We start from the raw sequence: 19,024 nt of genomic DNA on the forward strand, positions 1-19,024 counted from the left end.
ACCGTGTTTACCGCGGCCCCGCCGGCAGGTGCGCCGTCAGGTAGCGCGTCAGCAGCGCGTACAGGTGGCGCGACGTGTTCGCCCCCTCGTTGATCGAGTGACTCCGCCCCGGGTACGGCATCAGCGTGAACGGCTTGTTCAGCTCGATCAGTCGGTCCGCCAGCAGTTCCACCCCCTGGTAGTGGCAGTTGTCGTCCCCCGTGCCGTGGACGAGCAGCAGGTTCCCCTTCAGCCCCGCGGCGTGCGTGATCGGCGAGCCGTGCTTGTAGTCGGCGGCGTTGTCCGCCGGCAGGCCCATGTACCGCTCCTGGTAGATGGTGTCGTACAGCCGCATGTCCGGCACCGGGGCCACGGCCATGCCGGTGTGGTACACGTCCGGGTGGCGGAACAGCTGGTTCAGCGTCATCGACCCGCCGCCACTCCAGCCCCACACGCCCACGCGACTCGCGTCCAGGTACGGCCGCTGCTTCAGCAGGTCGCGCGCGGCCGCGGCCTGGTCGGCGGACGCCAGCGTGCCGACCTTGCGGTACGCCGCCTTCCGCCAGTCGCGGCCGCGCGGGCACGGCGTGCCGCGGTTGTCGAAGCACGCCACCGCGTAGCCCTGCTGGGTGAGCATGAGGTGCCACAGGTAGTTGCGGCCACCCCACCGGTCGGTCGCCGACTGGCCCGCCGGCTCGCCGTAGACGTGGAACACGACCGGGTACTTCTTCGCCGGGTCGAACCCCGCCGGCGGCATCAGCCAGCCGTCGAGCCGCACCCCGCCGCCGACGTCGGCGCGGACGAACTCGGCCGGCGCCCGCGCCAGCTTCGCCACGGTCTCGCGCAGCTTGTCGTTCGCGGCGAGCACGCGGACGGTCTTGTGGTCGGGGAGCGACACCAGCTCCGTGCGCGGCGGCAGGCCGAACGCCGAGTGCGTGTGAACCGCGACCTTGCCGCCGGGGGCGATGTCGTAGTCGTGCCAGCCGGGGCGGTCCGGCGTGAGCCGCTTCGGGGTGCCGCTGCCGTCGATCGCCGTGCGGTAGAGGTACTGCTGCGTCGCGTTCTCGGGCGACGCCAGGAAGTCCACGGTGCCGGCGGCCTCGTCCACGTGAACGACGCGGATCACGTCGAAGTTCCCGCCGGTGACGCGGCGGAAGAACGAGCCGTCGCGCGCCGCAACGTACAGGTGCCGCCAGCCGTCGCGCTCGCTAATCCACGTGAACGCGGCCCCCTTGCCGATCCACTCGATCGGCTCGTCTTGCACGTCGAGCCACGCCCCGTCGCGCTCCGTCAGCACCGTCCGCACCTTCCCCGTGGCGGCGTCGGCGAGCATCACGTCGACGGCGTTCTGAAGGCGGTTGACGCGCTGCACCACGAGTTCCGTGGAGTTGCCGGCCCACTCCACCCGCGGCACGTAGTAGTCGGTGCGGGTGTCGCCGGGGATGTCGAGCCAGCGCGGCGGGCCGCCGACCGCGGGGACCACGCCGACGCGGCAGAGCGCGTTCCGCTCGCCGGTCCGCGGGTAGGCGAACGTCTTGAGCTTCGGGTACGTGCCGTCGGTGCCGTCGGGGATGGTGAAGGTCTTCATGCCGCGGGTGTCGAGCTGCCAGAACGCGACCGCCTTGCCGTCCGGGCTCCAGCGCCAGCCGTCGCGGCAGGCGAACTCCTCCTCGTACACCCAGTCGAAGGTGCCGTTGATGACGTGCTCGGAGCCGCCGGCGGTGAGCCGCACCGCGGCGCCGCCGGCGGCGGGTTCGACGTACAGGTCGTTGCCGCGGACGTAGCCGACGCGCGTGCCGTCGGGCGACGGCTTGGCGAACATCAGCGTGGCCGGCGCGGCGTCGCCGCCGAGCTTGGCGAGTTGGCCCGTGGAGCGGCGGTACGTCCAGTAGTCGCCGCGGGTGTTGCGCCGCCACACGCGGGCGGAGTTCGTGTAGACGACGACGAGGTCGAGGCCGGGGGCGAACTCGTAGCCGTGGATCGCCAGCGGCTCCGTCTTCCCGGGCGGGATGAGCTTCGCGGCGGGGACGAGGACTTCTTCGGCGCCGGCGGCGTCCACGCGCACGATGTCGCGGGCGCCCTTGTGGGTCTTGGCGGGGCGGGTGGTGGTGTAGGCGCCGCCGTCGAGCCAGTGGATCGACGGCGGGGCGTCGCCGCGGAAGTCGTCGGACGCGAAGACGCGGTCGAGGGTGAGCTTGTCGGGCTGGGCCGCGGCGGGCGCGGCGGCGAGGAGGACGACGAGCAGCGCGCGGCACATCGGCGGGCTCCGGGGGTGCGGAGTCCAGCGTGCCGCGGGAGGCGGTGCGCGACAAGGGCGCTGGCGCGGGTGGGGGCGGATTTGCGGGTCGGGCGGGCCGCAGAATCGGACTCGGGGGCGCCGAGCGGCCCACGTCAGTGGGCTGTTGGCTCGGGGCTTGAGCCCCGGAGGGGCGGCCGTGCTTAGCCCGGGGTGGGAACCCCGGGCGGCGTTCGCGGTGTCACTACGATCTGGTGACGCTTCGGGTTTCGCGCCGTTCGTTGTCCGCGCCGCGGCTGTGATCGGCACGCATTATCCGCGACGGCCCGGGTCGGTCACGCCGCCCGGGTCGCGCCGAAAAAAGACGGCGGCGGCGCCTCCCGCAGCGGCGCGCGGCCCAACTCCGCCAGCGCCAGGTTCGCCACCGACCGGCCGATGCTGATCGACGCCGTCGCCGCGGGTGAAGGCGCGTTCAGCACATGAACCATCCGCTCCGCCCGGCGGATGAAGAAGTCGTCCTCCAGCTTCCCGTCCGGCCGCACCGCCTGCGCCCGCACGCCGGCGCCCGCCGGCACCAGGTCGCCGAACTTCACCGCGGGGATCAGCTTCCGCAGCGCGTGCCAGAACGCCCGCCTGCTCGCCGAGCGGTACATCTCGCCGAGGCCCGTCCACCAGAACGCCTTCGCCATCTTCCAGAACGCCGGGTCGCGGGCGTACTCCAGCAGGTCGCGCACGCTCACGTCGCGCAGCCGGTACCCCTCGCGCTTGAACGCCAGCACGGCGTTCGGCCCGCACTCGACGCCGCCGCCGATCATCCGCGTGTAGTGGACGCCGAGGAACGGCAGCCGCGCGTCCGGCACCGGGTAGATGAGGTGCTTGCACAGCCCGGCGGCTTGCGGCGTCAGCTCGTAGTACTCGCCGCGGAACGGGATGATCCGCACGCCGGGGTCCACGCCGCACGCCTTCGCCACGCGGTCCGAGTGGAGCCCGCCGCAGTTCACCAGCAGCTTCGCGCCGATCGTGCCGGCCGTCGTCTCGACCACGAGGCCGTCCGATTCGCGCTTGCAGCCCAGGAACTTCGTGCCGGTGCGGACCGTGCCGCCTGCGGCGGCGATCTTCGCGGCGTACACCTTCGACACCGCGGTGTAGTTGACGATGCCCGTCTCGCTGACGCGCAGCCCGGCGACCCCGGCGACGTGCGGCTCGACCTCGCGCATCTCGGCGACGCTCAGCCGCTTCAGCCCGACGAGCCCGTTCGCGGTGCCGCGCCGCTCCAACTCCGCGAGCGCCGGCAGCTCCGATTCGCTGGTGGCGACGACGAGCTTGCCGCAGCGGTCGTGGGGGACGCCGTTGTCGGCGCAGAAGCGGTACATCCGCTCGCGGCCGTCGGCGCAGTTGCGGGCCTTCGCCGAGCCGGGCTTGTAGTACAGGCCGCTGTGGATGACGCCGCTGTTGTGCCCTGTCTGGTGGCGCGCGACCTCGGCCTCGGTCTCGACCACGGTGACGGCGAGCCCGGCCTCCTCGGCCAGCGCCATCCCGGTGGCGAGCCCGACGATGCCGCCGCCGACCACGAGTACGTCCGTCCGTTCCACGCGAATCGCTCCGAAGAATGAAGACCGGATTGCCACAAAAAGGCACGAAAAGACACAAAAAGAAACCAAATCCAAGACAGAGTTTGATCTCGGCTCTGTCTTCCTTTTGTGTCTTTTCGTGCCCTTTTTGTGGCAATCCGGTCTTGGTCTGCTTCCTACGCCGCGCGGCGGGCCGCAGCGCCGAGGCCGAGCTTGGCCACCGCGTCGGCCAGGTCGGTCGCCACGAGCTCCAGGTTCAGCCCGTCGCGGTCGAGGGCGGTGGCGTCCACGCCGGCCCCATAGCCGGTGCGCACCAGCACCGTGCGACAGCCGACCGCGGCGCCGGCCGCCAGGTCCGTCTCGCGGTCGCCGACCATCCAGGATTGCGTGGGGTCGAGGCCCAGGTCGGCGGCCGCGGCGCGGAGCATCCCCGCCCCCGGCTTGCGACACTCGCACCGGGTGCGGTACGCGGCCACTTCGCCGTCGGGGTGGTGCGGGCAGTAGTAGAAGGCGTCGATGCGGGCGCCGTAGCCGGCGATCTGCTCGGCGAGGAAGGCGTGGACGGCCTCGACCGCGGCCTCGGTGAACATCCCCTTCGCCACGCCGGCCTGGTTGGTGACGACCACGACCGCCCGGCCGGCGCGGTTCAGCGCCGCGACGGCCTCGGCGGCGCCGGGGATCAGCCGCACGCGGGACGTGCAGCCGACGTAGTGGGCGTCCTCGATGAGGACGCCGTCGCGGTCGAGGAAGACGGCGGGTCGGAGGTTCATGGCCGCGGATTGTGGCGGACCGGCGGCCGCGCGGTCAAGCCGAACCGGTCAGCGCGCCGCCTCCGCGCTCGGCGGCGACGACAGGCTCGCCGTGTTCACCGCAATCACCCGGTACACGTGCCGCCGGCCGGGCTCTGCGGTCGCGTCGGTGAACTGCATCACGCCCAGCGGCTGCGGCGGCGTGTCGCTGTACTGCAACCCCTGGAACAGCGGCCGGCCGAACGGGTTCTTCCCCGCCACCTCGGCCAGCGCCTTGCCGTCGCGCTCGATCACGAACTTCGCCAGCCCGCTCTCCACGTCCGCCTCGGCGTCCCACGTCAGTCGGTTGCCCGTCAGCCGCACGTTCGTCGGCGCCGGCGGGGCGGTCGTGTCGGGCACCTTCGTGTCGCCAACGTAGCGCTCCCAGAGCTTCGCCGTCGCCTCGTCCGGCAGCCAGCCCGCCTTGAGCGCGTCGCCGCTGAAGCCGGCGGCCGCTGAAGCCGTGGTGCCGGTCGGCGGCGCGAGCCAGGCCTTGTCCGCGGGCATCGGCCGCAGCGGGTCGCCGGCCTTCGCGGGGAGGCGCGCCGTCAGGCAGGCGTCGAGCCACGGAATCGCCAGGTACCGCTGGTTGCCGCACTCGTGACTCGTGAGCGGGTCCACCGACACGCCGACGAGCCCGCCGCGGCCGCGGACCGTGGTGAAGAACGCCTCGTTCGCCACCCACACGCCCGCGAACCGGTCGCCCTTCACGGTCACGCCCTCCTTCGTGCCGAGGTTGCACATCAGCGGCACGGCCAGCGCCGCGGCGGGAAGGGTGTGCGCCTTGATGCCGGCGCGCGCCGGGTCGGCGGCCAGCACCGGCACGCCGGAGCGGAGCCACGCCGCGGCGACGCGCTCCGGGTGGAGCATCACCATGCCGCCGGCCCAGTGGCCGCCGCCGCTGTGGCCCCACAGCGCCCACGGCACCGCCGCCAGCTCCGGGTGCCCGGCCTTGACGCCGAGGTCGGCCAGCGCCTTGCGGAAGGCGGCGTCGGAGCCGTTGCGCGGGTCGCACCACAGCTGGCAGTCGGCCTTCTCGGGCTGCTCGTAGGCGGGGCTCAGCAGCGCGCAGCCGTGCTTCTTGGCGAGCGCCTGCCAGTGCAGGTCGTAGGCGCCGGTGAGGCCCGACCGGCACGAGCCCTCGCCGCACCCGTGCTGGTGGACGACGACGCCGCGCAGCGTCTTTACGCCGGGCGGGAGCCACACGGTGTAGTTGACGGCGAAGGCCAGGCCCCCGGGCTCGGCGGGGGCGGCGTAGCGGACGCGGTAGTACGGCGGGTCGGCGGGCGGGAAGGCGTCGTAGGGCGGCTGCTGGGCGGGGGCGGCGGGCGCCAGCAGGGCGGCAGCCAGGAGCGCGAGCGCGGGGCGGGTCACGGGGTGAGTCCTCATTCAGGTTGGCGTCAGTTCCGCTGCTCCGGCGTGTCCAGTTCCAGGTCGGCGCCGCCGACCCAGAACCAGTCGGTGCCGGCGTCGCCCCGCAGCCGGTCGGCCGCGCCGTCGTCGGTGATCCGCAGCCGGCTGCGGATGTTGGCGTACCCGCCGGTGCCGGTGGCTGCGGGGTTCCAGTCGGTGAGGACCTTGCGGAGCGAATCGGACCCCGACCGCACGGCCGCGGTGCCGCCGACGAGGATGTCGTTGCCGAGGCCGCCGTACAGGTCGTCGACGCCGGGGCCGCCGATGACGAAGTCGTCGCCGTCGCCGCCGTAGAGGTCGTCGTCGCCGGCCCCGCCCTGGATCAGGTCTTCGCCCGTGCCGCCGGCGACCAGGTCGTTGCCGCCGCCGCCGTCGGCCGTGTCGTTGCCGTCGCCCAGGTAAATCTGGTCGGCCCCGCTGCCGCCGGTCACGGTGTCGTTGCCGGCGCCGGCGTCGACCCACGTCGGCAGCGCGAGCGCCGACAGGTTGATGCTGTCGTTGCCGCCCTCGGCGTCCACCCGGACCGCGGTCACGCCGGTGAACGTCTGGTTCACGCTCGACCCGTTCAGCGACCCCTGCACCCGCACCCGGTTATTCGACTGCGGCGACACGGTGATGCTGTCGTTCGTGTTCGCGCCGGTGATGACCAGCCCGGTGCCGACCAGCCGCACGCCGGGCGTCGTCGGCAGGCCGTTCGACGTGAGCGTGATCGTGAACGTCCGCGTCGCCGACGTGTCGGCGCCGCCGTCGGCGGTGCCGCCGGTGTCCTTCAGCACCACCGTCACGGTCGCGGTGCCGGTCGCGTTCGCCTCGGGGACGAAGCTCAGCGCCCCGGCCGCGTCGATGGTCGGCGCCGCCACGAACAGCGCCGCGTTCGTGGTAGTGACGGTGAACGCCAGCCCCTGACCCGCCTCGTCGGCCGGGCCGCGCGAGATGCCGGTCGCCCAGCCGCTGACCGTCCGCGGGCCGCTCCCGGCGGCGACGGACTGGCTCGCCCCCGCGGTGAAGTTCGGGGCGTCGTTCACCGGCGTCACGGTCACGGTGAACTGCCGCGACACCGTCAGCGCCCCGTCGCCGACCGTCACCGTGATGGTGGCTGTGCCGCTGGCGTTGGCCGCGGGGGTGAACCGCAGGGTGCCCGTCGCGCCCGGGCTCGTGTACGTCACCGCCGGCGTCGGGATCAGCGCCGGGTTGCTGGACGTGGCCGTGACCGTCAGCGCCTGCGACTCGTTCGGCCCGGCGCCGATGCCGCTCAGGCTCACCGCCTGCTGCGCCGCGTCCTCCAGGATCGACACGTTGCCCAGGGCGTTGAGCGTCGGCGCGTCGTTGACCGGGGTGACGGTGACGGTGAACGTCCGCGTCGTCGTCAGCGACCCGTCGCCGACGACGACGGTGATCGTCGCCGAGCCGAAGGCGTCGGCGGCGGGCGTGAACGTCAGCGTGCCGGTGGCGTTCGGACTCGCGTAGCTGATCGTCGGCGTCGGGAGCAGCGCCGGGTTGCTGGACGTGGCCGTGACGGTCAGCGGCTGCGACTCGCCGCCGCCGGCGCCGATGCCGCCCAGGCTCACCGTCTGCGGGCCGGCGTCCTCGGCGACGGTGACGGCGGCGATCGTGTCGAGCGTCGGCGCGTCGTCCACCGGGCTCACGGTCACGCTCACCGTGCCGGTCGCGGTGCCGCCGTTGCCGTCGGACGCGGTGTAGGTGAACGAGTCGGTGCCGAAGAAGTCCGCGGCGGGGGTGTACGTCACGCCGGTCGGGGTGACCGTCACCGTGCCGTTCGCCCCGTTCGTGGCCCCGGTCACGGTCAGGGCGTCGCCGTCCGCGTCGGTGTCGTTCGCCAGCACGGCCACGGTGATGACGCCGTCCTCGGTCACGGTGCCGTTGTCGGCGGCGGCCGCGGGCGCGTCGTTCACCGGCCGCACGTCGATCGTCACCGTCACCGGGTCGCCGGCGAGCTGGCCGTCGAACGGGCGGTAGGTGAAGGTGTCGGTGCCGTTCCAGTCGGCGTTCGGCGTGTAGGTGAAGGTGCCGTTCGGGTTCAGCGCCAGCGTGCCGTTCGTCGGGTTGCTCGCCAGCTGGGCCGTCACCGGGTCGCCGTCGATGTCGCCGTCGTTGCCGAGGACGTTGCCGGTCGCGGCGGTGTCCTCGTTCGTCGTGACCGAGTCGGGGAGGCCGGCCGGGGCGTCGTTCACCGGCGACACGATCACCTCGAACGACACCGACCGGCTCAGCGCCCCGTCGTTCACGATGACCGTGATGTTCGCGGTGCCGCCGGCGTTGGCCGCGGGCGCGAACGTGACCGTGCCCGTGCCGCCCGGGCTCGTGTAGCCGAGCGTCGGCGTCGGGATCAGTGCCGGGTTGCTCGACGCGACCTGCACCGTCAGCGGCTGCGACTCGCCGGGGCCGGCGCCGATGCCGGTCAGCGTCACCGTCACCGGGCCGGCGTCCTCGGGGATCGTCAGCGTGGGGACGTCCGCGATCGTCGGCGCGTCGTTCACCGGCGTCACGGTGAGGCTCACCGTGGTGGTGTTGCTGTCGAGGGCGCCGTCGCTCGCCTTGTAGGTGAAGCTGTCCGGGCCGAAGTAGTTGGCGGCCGGGGTGTAGGTGAAGCCGCCGTCGGCGCCGAGGCTCAGGGTGCCGTGCGCCGGGCCGGTCACGAGCACCGCGGCCAGCGGGTTGTTCTCGGGGTCGGTGTCGTTCCCGAGGACGCCGCCGACGCCGGCGAGGCGGGTGCGGAACGCCAGGTCTTGGTTGTACGCGCTGCCGGTGCCGAGGGCCGAGCCGTTGTACCACAGCCGCCCCGGGGCGTAGGACTCGCCGTTGGCCGAGAACGAGCCGAGGATGCCGACCGTCGGGCCGGAGCCGTTGCGGGTGCCGATGGTGAACGTCTCGCCGGCCGCCAGCGCGATGCCGGCGGCGGTCGTGTCGAACGTCACCCACTGGTTCAGCATCGCGGCGGTGACCGTGAGGCGGAAGGTGTACAGCGGCGTACTCGTCTGCCACGGGGCGCCGCGGTAGACGACCGCGTCGAACGCCGCGCCGACGGTGCTGGCCGAGTAGATGAACAGGTCGAACGACGCCAGCGTGCCGGCGCGGCCGGCGACCACCGACTGCTGCCAGTTCGTGCCGCTGAGGCCGGCGTTGTAGAACTGGCCGGTCAGGAGGCTCTGCTGGTCCAGCGCCACCGCCGTGCCGGACACCGTCAGCACGCCGTCCTCGGCCACGGTGTAGGCGTCGGGGTTGGCCGTCGGGGGGTCGTTCACCGCCGTCACGGTCAGCGTCACGGTGGTGATCGCGCCCTGCAGCGTGCCCTCGACGGGGCGGTAGGTGAACGCGTCGGTGCCGACGAAGTTGGCGTTCGGCGTGTAGGTGAAGCTGCCGTCGGCGGCGAGGCTCAGCGAGCCGTTTGCCGGCCCTGTCACGAGCTGCGCCGTGAACGGGCTTCCCTCCACGTCGGTGTCGTTGGCCAGCACGCCGGCCGCGGGGACGGACAGGACGCCGTCCTCGGCGACGGTGTAGCTGTCGGGCCGGCCGGTCGGCGCGTCGTTGACCGGGTTCACCGTGATGGTCACCGTTGTCCAGTTCCCCAGCAGCTGGCCGCGGTCCATCGGCCGGTACTGGAACGTGTCGGTGCCCGACCAGTTGGCCCGCGGCCGGTAGATCAGCCCGCCGAACGTCACGCCCGGCTCCAGGGTGCCGTTCGCCGGCTGCGTGTACGCGCCGATGGTGAGTAGGCTGCTGGCGTCATCGGCGTCGGTGTCGTTGGCGGTCACCGCGCCGGCCGCCGCGCCGTACGGGATGGCGAGCGGCGTGTCCTCGGTCGTCGTCAGGAAGTCGGGGTTGCCGACCGGCACGTCGTTCACCGGCGTCACGGACAGGGTCACCAGCGCCACGTTGCCCTGCGCCTGGCCGTCGGAGGCGCGGTAGTAGAACTGGTCGGTCCCGCTGAAGTTCGGGGCCGGCGTGTAGGTGAAGCTGCCGTCGGCGTTCAGCGTCAACGTCCCGCTCGTCGGCCCGGCCACGACCGTCGCGGTGAGCGCGGTCCCCTCCACGTCGGTGTCGTTCCACAGTACCCCGAGCGGCCGGTTCGGCTCTACGAGCGTGACCGTGCGCGGCGTGTCCTCGGTCACCTGGAAGAAGTCGTTGAACGCCACGGGGGCGTCGTTCACCGGCAGCACCGTGACCGTGACCGTGGCCGGGTCGCTGTACGCCCGGCCGTCGTAGGCGCGGTACGTGAACGTGTCGGTGCCCGACCAGTTGGCCCGCGGCAGGTAGTAGATGCGGCCGTCGTTCGGGCTGTACGCCGCGGTGCCGTTCGCCGGCTGCGTGTACATCACGGCCACGATGGCGTCGCCGTTCGGGTCGGAGTCGTTGGCGATGACGGCGATGCCGACCTGCACGTCCTCGGTCGTCGTCGCGCCGTCGTCCTGCGCCACCGGGGGGTCGTTGGTCCGCAGCACGGTCAGGGTGACCGTCGCGGTCGCGCTCAGGCCGGTGCCGTCGGCCGCGGCGTAGGTGAACGAGTCGGTGCCGTAGAACGCCGGGTCCGGGGCGTAGGTGAAGCTGCCGTCGGCGTTCAGCGTCAGCACGCCGTTCGCCGGGCCGGTCACGACGGCCGCCGCGAGCGCGTCGCCGTCCGCGTCGGCGTCGTTGCCGAGGACGCCGGGGGCACTCACGGACAGCGTAACGCCCTGGTCGGTGGTGTAGCTGTTGGCGCCGGCGACGGGCGCGTCGGGCGCCGGCGTCACGGTCACGGTCACGGTGGTGACGTTGCCGTTCGGCCCGGCGCCGACCACGTCGCTCGGGCGGTACGTGAACGACGTGGTGCCGTTCCAGTTCGCCGGCGGCGTGTACAGCACCCGGCCGTTCTGCACCGCCACCGAGCCGAACTGCGGCTGCGTCAGGGCGCCGATGGTCAGTGCGTTGTTCTCGATGTCGGTGTCGTTGGCCAGCACGTCGATGACGACGGCCGTGTCTTCGGCCGTGGTGGCGGAGTCGGCCGCGCCGACGGGTGCGTCGTTCACCGCCGTCACCGTCAGGTTCACGGTGGCGACGTTGCTCGTCAGCTGGCCGTCGGAGGCGACGTAGGTGAAGCTGTCGGCGCCGCTGTAGTTCGCGTCCGGGGTGTAGGTGAAGGTGCCGTTCGGGTTCAGGGCCAGCTGCCCGTGCGCGGGGCCGGTCACGACCGCGGCCGTGAGCACGTCGGCGTCGGGGTCGGTGTCGTTGAACAGCACCCCGATCGCGGCCGGCGAGTAGTTGAACCGGACCGAACCGCGCAAGGCCGGGGTGCCACCCTCGGAGTGCTGCTCGAAGTCGGCCGAGAACCGCGTCACCTGCCCGGTCGGGCTCACCTCGATCTGCAGGACGGTGAAGAAGCCGGTGAGCGTGTTCGAGCCGCGGTGCTGGCCGGTGATGTCCATGCCGGGGGTGCCCGGCGTGCGGAACGCGGCGCGGGTGGCGCCGAGGTACTGCCCCACGGCCAGCGGCTCGGTGTCGAACCGCGAGCGGAACTGTAGCGTCCAGTAGTCGGAGCCGTTGTTCGGGTTCTGGTAGTTCACCGTCAGGTAGCTGGCGCTGCCGCTGACGCTGAAGTTCCCCGTGCTCGGCGACAGGTTGTACGTCCGCCCCTGGCCGATCCAGTCGCCGGCGTCGCTGACCATGGTCAGCGACGTGGTGCCGGTCGTGCCCGCCACCGTGAGGACGGTGTCCTCGGCGACCGTGTAGGCGTCGGTGGCCGCGACCGGGGCGTCGTTCACGTTCGTGACGGTGAGCGTGACGGTGGCGACGTTGCTGACGCCGGCGCCGTCGCGGAGGCGGTAAGTGAACGTGTCGGTGCCGGCGAAGTCGGCCTGCGGCGTGTAGGTGAAGCTGCCGTCGGCGTTGAACGCCAGTGTGCCGCGGGTGGGGCCGGTCACCACCTCCGCCGTCACGCTCGTGGCGCTCAGCGGCGCCGCGACGGTGTCGTTGCCCCGGACGCCCGAGCCGCCCACGGTCAGCGGCGTCTCCTCGGCGGTTGTGAAGCTGTCGGGGGCGGCGGCGAACGGCTCGTTGTCCAACACGCTCAGCCCGGCCGCGCCGGACACCGCCACGCCGGCCGACTTGTACCGATCTACGTACCCGCTGGTGCCGCCCGAGCCGTAGTTGTAGGCCAGGTAAATGTTCCCCGCGGCGTCCTGGGCCAGCCCCTCGGTGCTGGACGCGCTCCAGGCGCCGTTGGCGGTGTTCTCGACGCCGCCGTCCGCGGTGAGCCGCACGAAGCGGACGTAGAAGGAGCCGGCCGTGCCCGCGAGGAGGACGCGGCCGTCCGCCTGGTGTACGAGCCGCGCCGGGCCGCCGACGGCGCTCGCGGTCGGCTCGACGTACGCGCCGCCGGTGCCGAAGCCGTTGTCCGGCGAGCCGTCGGCGTTGAAACGCATAACGGCGTAGTCGTAGGTGCCGTTCGAGGTGTTCCGCAGCCGCACGCCGACGAGGACCTTCCCGTCCGCGCGCACGGCCACGTCGGTGCCGCGCTGGTCGTAGCCGCTGGACGCCACGGTCGAGACGCCGCTGTTGCCGAACGAGCCGTCGGGCACGCCGGCCGCGCTGTACCGGGCGACGACGAGCACCGACGAGGCGGTTCCCTCGCCGTCCACCCCGACGGCGACGATCTTCCCGTCCGGCGCGACCGCCACGCCGTGGGCCTTGGCGCCGGCCGCGCTCAGCGCGGCCGTCCGCACCACGCCGCCGGTGCCGAACGTGGCGTCGGGGCTGCCGTCCGCGTTGAGCCGGACGACGGCGAAGTCGGTGCCGATGAACCCGGACAAGACGACCTTCCCGTCGGCCTGCAGCGCGGCGTCGAGGACGCCCGCGGCGACGCCGGAGCCGAACGTCAGCCGCACCACGCCGCCGGTGCCGAAGCCGGTGGCGTCGAGCGTGCCGTTCGCGCGCAGCCGCACCACCACCATCTCGCCGGTCGTGGTCCCGGTCGTGACGCCCGAGCCGGCGACGACCACCATGCCGTCCGGCTGAACCAGCACCGCCTCCACCTGGTCGGACGCGCCGACCGGGTTCAGTTGCACGTACCCGGACGAGCCGAACGTCGTGTCCGTCGTGCCGTTGGGGTTGAACCGGCGGACGCTGAAGTCTGCGTTCGACCCGACCGTACCCGCGGTGCCGGCCACGACCAGCTTGCCGTCCGCCCCCACCGCCACGCGGCCGCGCACGTACCCCGACACCCAGCCGCCACTCCCCCACGACGTGTCGTAGCTGATCGCCCCCGACAGCCCCGCGGCCGTCGCCGTGGCCGTGATCGTCACCGCCTGCGTGCCGTCCGTGAGCGCGTCGTCGACTGTGACGACGGCGAACGTCGCCGAGGTCGCGCCGGCCGGAATCGTCACCGTGCCGGGCACCGTGGCCTCCGTCGTGTCGCTGCTCGTGAGCGTGACGACTAGCGGCTGGTCCAGCGGGAAGCCGTAGCGCGTCACGGTGCCGGTCGCGGCGGCGGCGCCGGTCTGCTCCAGCACACCGGCCGGCGAGATCGTCACCACCAGCGACGGGCCGGCGGGCTCGTCGTCGGTCACGGTCACGCCGGCCGTCGCGGTCAGCCCGCCGGCCGCGGCGGTAATCGTCACCGCCCGCGTGCCGTCCGGCTCGGCGTCGTCCACGCCGGTCACCAGGAACGTCGCCGACGCCTGCCCCGCCGCGAGCGAAATCGTCACCGGCACGTCCGCTTCCGTGGCGTCGCTGCTCGTCAGCGTCACCACCAGCTCCGAGTCCATGTCCAGGTTCGACCGCGTCACCGTCGCCGTCGCCGAGCCGCCGTTCTCGCCGAACGTCGCCGGCGAAATCGTCAGCGTCAGCGACGGGTCGTCGTCGGCCACGGTGAGACTCGCGGTGGCGGTCAGCGCCTCGCCGGTGGCCATGTCGAAGCGGCCGAGCCACTGCTTGTACACGGACGTGGTGACGTTCCCGTTCGTGACCGAGACCGACCCGCCGGCCTGGGCCACGAGCCGGCCGTCGGCCTGGAGCGCGACGGCGTTCAGCTGCTCGAACGAGGCCTGCTGCGGGTAGTCGGCGGCGACGTAGAAGCCGGTGCCGTTGAAGTTCGCGTCCGGCGTGCCGTCGGCGGCGAAGCGGGCCAGCGCCTGGTTCGTGCCGTTGCCCGTCCGCCACGAGTAGCCGGCCACCACGAGCTTGCCGTCGGCCTGCACCGCCAGGTCGAACGCCTCGGCGTTGTCGAGGTCGCCGGCGGCACCCAGGCTCAGCGTCGTGGTGCCGTCGCCGGCGAACGACGTGTCCAGCGTGCCGTCGGCGGTGAAGCGGGCGACGGCGAACCGGCCGTTGGTCTGGTTCGCTCCCCACGCCGTGCCGCCGACCACGACGTTGGTGCCGACCGCCTCCACGGCCACCACGTCGGCGCGGTCGAAGGTGCCGAAGCTGCTGCCGGTGAGGGTGCGGACGCCGCCGGGGCCGAACGTCGCGTCCGGCGTCAGGTTCGCGTCCAGCCGCACGACGGCGCTGAGCCGCTCCTTCTCGGCCCCGGTGCTGGCGGTGTACACCGTCGCGGTGCCGGCGAGGATCAGCCGGCCGCTCGCGTCCAGGGCCATGTCGGCCACGGAGCCGTAGGCGCGCTCGTCGACCTGGGCGGCGCGCACGGGCACGCTCGCCGAGCCGATCACGGCGCCGTCGGCGGTGAGCCGGGTGACGCGGAAGTCGGGCGAGTCGGCCCAGTAGCCGCCGACGAGGAGGGTGCCGTCGGCGGCGACCTCCAGGTCGTAGATGCTGTCGTAGCCGAGGTGCGGGATGACGAGCGTGCCGTTGTTGCCGAACGTGAAGTCGAGGGTGCCGTTGGCGTTCAGCCGGGCCACGGCCCAGTCGGTGACGCCGTTGTTGCGGGCGTCGCCGGCGACGAGGATTTTGTTCCCCTGGGGCACGACGGCGTAGGCCGTGCCCGGATCGGCGTAGCCGGGGAAGAACACGTAGCTGGTGAGGGCGCCGCTGCCGTCGGCGTTCTGGAACTGGACGGCCCAGCCCTGGCCGCCGTCGGCCACGGACGCGGCAGCGACGATGCTGCCGTCGGGCCGCACGAGCACGCCCCCGGGGTTGAGCGAACTGCCGCCGCGGAGGGCCGGCGTGTCGGCGAACCCGCCTGCGCCGAACGTCGGGTCCGGCCGCACCACCAGCGAGCCGGTCTGGGCCGTGGCGGTCAGCGTGACGCCCTGCGTGCCGTCCACGATCGTGTCGTCCACCGGGCTGACGGCGAACGTGGCACTGGCCTGCCCCGCGGCGATGGTCACGGCGGCGGGGGCGCTGGCCTCGGTGGCGTCGCTGTTGGCGACGGCGACGGCCAGCGCCTGCGACAGGTCGCCGGTGCGGGTGACGGTGCCGGTGGCGGCGGGGCCGTTCTCGACGAGCGCCGCGGTGTCCAGCGCCAGCGTCAGGGTGGCGGGGACGTCGCGGCCTTCGAGGAATTCGAGACCGAGGTGCGGGCGGCGCAACCGGGGGAGCGGACGACGAGCCGGGGGAGGCGGCTGGCGACGCATGGGCGGTTCTCGTCGGTAGCGGGGGCCGACATTGTCGAGGCGGGGGGCACGTTCGGGGCGACCCCCGGACCGTGAACCTCGAACTGCGGCGAGTATAACCACGGGCACCGGGAGGCGACAATCTCGGCAACCGGAATTTCACATCGGGCAGCCGGGGGGGATGCTGGTGAACGTGCGTGGGGGCGATGCCCACGCCGTGTCGAGGCGTGGGCGGCGCCGCCGAACCCGCGGCAACCCGGCCGGGCGCGGCGGAAAGTGGAGCCGGAGGCGCTGCCGGATTCCGGCCCGTCGACCCGCTCGTCCGGTTGTAGGGGCTGTCCCGGTTCTGCCCGCTGCTCCGAGCGTCCGGCCGCGGCGGCGCGGAATTCGCTCCGCATTCCGCCCGCCTTGTTGACCCTCCCCAAGTTATCCAGTCCAGTGACAGTACCCAGGCGGAGCAACCGGACACCGGAGCCCGGAATCTCGCTGGTTCGGCTCAAGTCGCGGGCGCGGCCGGCTTGAAAGGCCCCGCCCACGAACGTAGAGTTGTCGCGGATTCGACCCGCTCGCCGTCGATCCCCGACCCCCCGCCCGACCCCGGGCCGCCGCACCAACCGGACCACACGGGTTGCTCATGACGGACGCCACCTCGCAAACCCACTGGCGGCTCGACCGGCCGGCCGAAGGCATGTACGCCTCCGAGCTGCCGGCCCGCCCGGACCGCCCCGTCCGCACGTTCCTGCCGACCGACTACCAGCCGCGCTACCCGTACCCGCTCGTCGTCACCTTCCACGCCGCCGGCGGGACGGAAGAGAGCGGGTCGAAGCTGCTGCCGCGGGTCAGCCGCCGCAACTACATCGGCCTGACCCTCCGCGGTCTCCACCCCGACGGCCGCGGCTTCGGCTGGGCCGACGCCAGCACCGACGACGTCACCGACTACCTGCTCGCCGCCGTGGAGCAGACGCGCCGCACGTACCACGTCCACTCGGAGCGTGTGTTCCTGCTCGGCGTCGGCGACGGGGCCACGGCCGCGTACCGGGCCGGGCTGCAACTGGCCGACCGGGTGGCGGGCGTCGTCGCGCTGAACGGGCTGATGCCGAAGCCGGCGGGGAAGCCGCTGTTCGACCTCCGGACGGTGCGCGGCCTGCCGGTGTTCATCGGCCACGGCGTCGCCAACCCGGTGGTGCCGTACTCGACCGCCGAGCGCGACTTCCGGCTGCTGTACGCGGCCGGCGCGGACGTGCGGCTGACCGGCTACCCGACGACGCAGAAGCTCCACGCCCACATGCTGCGCGACGTGAACCGGTGGGTGATGGGCGGCGTAACCGCCGGCCGCGGGCTGATGCTCCGCGCCGGGGTGTGAGTGTTGGTGTGGGTGTGCGTGAAAGCCCGGGGACGACAGCCCCGGGCTTTTTCGTTGCACGCGCCGCCCCGCGCCGCGACATGATGGGGGAACCACGCCGCGTCCCGGACGGGATCCCACGGAGTCCGCCATGCCCCGGATGATGTCGCTGTTCGCTGTGGCTGCCGCCCTCGCGTTCGGCGGCAGGTTCGGGTCCGCGGACGAGCCGCCGGCGAAGAAGGGGGCCGGGCGCGACTTCGATCAGCAGGCCCGGATTTCGGCCGCCCGCGCGGCTCAAGACCTCGCCCAACTCCAACAGGCCGAGGCGGTGCTGAGGCGCGCCGCCACGGATCGGGAGCGGGCCGACGCGCTGTTCGCGCAGGGGGCGCTCTCGGCCGCCGACCGCGACGCCACGCGCGCCAACGAAGACCTCGCCCGCATCGGCGTGACCCAGTCCCGCCGGCTGTCCGACAAGTCCGCGGCGGAGAACCGCACCGCGCAGGAAGCGTTCGCGTTCGCCGCCCGCCGCAACGGCGCCGACGTGACCGGCCTCCTCGCCGTCGAGGTGACGTTCCCCGACGCCGACCGGCCGAAGGTCGCCGCCGCCGCCCGCGGGCTGATCGAGGCGGCCACGTTCAGCGATACCAGCACCCCGGCGGCGTGGGACGCGGGGCGTCGGCTGCCCCACGTCCACGTCCGCTTCCCGACGCCGCACCAGGCCGTGAAGGGGATCGGCGTGCGGGAGGTCACGCTGGCGGAGGCGCTGGTGCTGCTGCCGCTGACGCGCGAGCCGGGCGGAGCGGTTCTGGTCCGCGACGGCGAACGCGTCGTGCGCTTCGCCAAGTACCCGCACGCCGCCTGCGTGACGTTCCAGGAGGCGCTCGCGACGGCGACGCCGGCAGCGCGGTAGCGGGTCACACCGTCAGCACCCGGTCGCGCGCCGCCACCGCCCACCGGCCCACGACGCGGTTCCCCTCGGCCACCAGCACCTCGCGGTGCAGCGCCACCGTCGGGCAGACGTGCCCCGGCAGCGCGTACACCACGTCGCCCGGGGCGTACTTCGCCGCCCCCGCCGTCTCCACGATCAGGTGCTCCTCGTTGTGCCCCACCGTGCGGTACTCGGGGAAGTCCAGCAGGTGAACCCGCCGCTCCATCGGCGGGTCCGCGGCCACCGCCTTGTTGCCGAGGTCGAACGTCACCCGGTCCGCCGTCGGCCGGCTGATCACGCGCGTCACCAGCACCGCGGCCGGGGTGATGCCGGCCAGGTCGGCGAACTTCCCGCCGTAGCCGGCGTCGTGCAGCACGAACGTGCCGGGCGAACACTCCACGCCGGGCACGTCCGTCATGCCGGCGAAGATGGGGAACGTCGGCGTGCCGCCGCACACCAGCCGCGGCACCGGAACGCCGGCCTTCTCCGCGGCGGCGCGCAGTTCCAGCACCGGCGCCAGGAACCCCCGCACGGCCGCCTCGCGGTCGGCCCGGTCGGGCTGGTGGTTGTGGCCGTCGTAGGCCTGGAACCCGTCCGGCCGCAGGCCCGGCAGCTTCGCGGCGGCGAGGTAGAGTGACAACGCCCCGTCACCGACCGCGATGCCGGTGCGGTGTTGGCCCACGTCCAAATCGAGTACGACGCCGACGGTGTGGCCCGCGGCCGCCATCCCGGCCGACAGCGCCTTGGCGCTATCCGGGTGGTCGATGAGCACGGAGAAGGTGGTGCCGGGGAATGCGGTCATGAGCGCCGCAAGGCGCTTGATGTTCGGGCCGACCAGCGGGTAGGCGATGAGCACGTCCGGGGCGCCGGCCGACGCCAGCATCTCGGCCTCGGCGATGGTGGCGCACTTGTGCTTCGTCACGCCGGCGTCCAGCAGCATCCGGGCGATCTCGCGCGTCTTGTGCGTCTTGACGTGCGGCCGCAGCCGGCCGGGGCCGCCGGCCAGCTCGACGACGCGGGCGATGTTGGCGCGGATGAGTTCCGGGTACAGCACGAGCGCCGGGGTGAACACGTCGGCCGCATCGGCGAGGGCGTAGGCGGGGTGCATGAGGCGCCCGGGGGGTTGGGGGGTGGTGTCAGGATATTCGGATTCCGCCGCCCGCGGCGTAGCGCCGCGGCGCTACGCCGCGGGCGGCGGAACCCACGCCCCCGCGCGGTGTTGTATCCCCGGCCGGTGTGGCATAATACTACCACGTTCGGCCCGTCG

At 73.1% G+C, this 19,024-nt stretch carries 8 protein-coding genes; 2 read left to right on the plus strand and 6 right to left on the minus strand.

Annotation, left to right across the window (positions count from 1 at the left end; genetic code table 11):
• Positions 1–7: 7 nt before the first annotated feature.
• The 5 genes from ETAA1_RS03335 to ETAA1_RS03355 form a co-directional block, all read right to left on the minus strand.
• Positions 8–2,236 carry a S9 family peptidase gene (locus tag ETAA1_RS03335; protein WP_145234290.1) on the minus strand — a complete coding sequence of 743 codons (2,229 nt, stop codon included), beginning with the start codon at positions 2,234–2,236 and terminating at the stop codon, positions 8–10.
• A gap of 314 nt (positions 2,237–2,550) precedes the next feature.
• Positions 2,551–3,807, minus strand: coding sequence for an L-2-hydroxyglutarate oxidase (gene lhgO / locus ETAA1_RS03340; RefSeq protein WP_145234291.1), 1,257 nt, complete (start codon positions 3,805–3,807; stop codon positions 2,551–2,553).
• A 155-nt stretch (positions 3,808–3,962) separates the two neighbouring features.
• Complete coding sequence (locus ETAA1_RS03345; RefSeq protein ID WP_145234293.1) at positions 3,963–4,556, minus strand: D-glycero-alpha-D-manno-heptose-1,7-bisphosphate 7-phosphatase; 594 nt, start codon at positions 4,554–4,556, stop codon at positions 3,963–3,965.
• A gap of 48 nt (positions 4,557–4,604) precedes the next feature.
• A complete protein-coding gene (locus ETAA1_RS03350) occupies positions 4,605–5,948 on the minus strand; it encodes a hypothetical protein (protein WP_202920632.1) in 1,344 nt (447 codons plus the stop codon).
• Between the two features lie 26 nt (positions 5,949–5,974).
• Positions 5,975–15,508 (minus strand): tandem-95 repeat protein, encoded by a 9,534-nt coding sequence (locus tag ETAA1_RS03355; protein WP_145234297.1) that lies wholly within the window; start codon positions 15,506–15,508, stop codon positions 5,975–5,977.
• Between the two features lie 613 nt (positions 15,509–16,121).
• Here ETAA1_RS03355 and ETAA1_RS03360 point away from each other — a divergent pair.
• On the plus strand, positions 16,122–16,850 hold the full coding sequence (locus ETAA1_RS03360) for an alpha/beta hydrolase (RefSeq protein WP_145234298.1): 729 nt from the start codon (positions 16,122–16,124) through the stop codon (positions 16,848–16,850).
• 130 nt (positions 16,851–16,980) lie between these two features.
• Complete coding sequence (locus ETAA1_RS03365; RefSeq protein ID WP_145234300.1) at positions 16,981–17,739, plus strand: hypothetical protein; 759 nt, start codon at positions 16,981–16,983, stop codon at positions 17,737–17,739.
• 4 nt (positions 17,740–17,743) lie between these two features.
• Here ETAA1_RS03365 and ETAA1_RS03370 read toward each other — a convergent pair whose 3' ends face one another.
• Positions 17,744–18,865 carry a D-TA family PLP-dependent enzyme gene (locus ETAA1_RS03370; protein ID WP_145234301.1) on the minus strand — a complete coding sequence of 374 codons (1,122 nt, stop codon included), beginning with the start codon at positions 18,863–18,865 and terminating at the stop codon, positions 17,744–17,746.
• Between the last annotated feature and the right edge of the window lie 159 nt (positions 18,866–19,024).

It is taken from the genome of Urbifossiella limnaea (assembly GCF_007747215.1).
In the GTDB taxonomy this organism is placed as follows: domain Bacteria; phylum Planctomycetota; class Planctomycetia; order Gemmatales; family Gemmataceae; genus Urbifossiella; species Urbifossiella limnaea.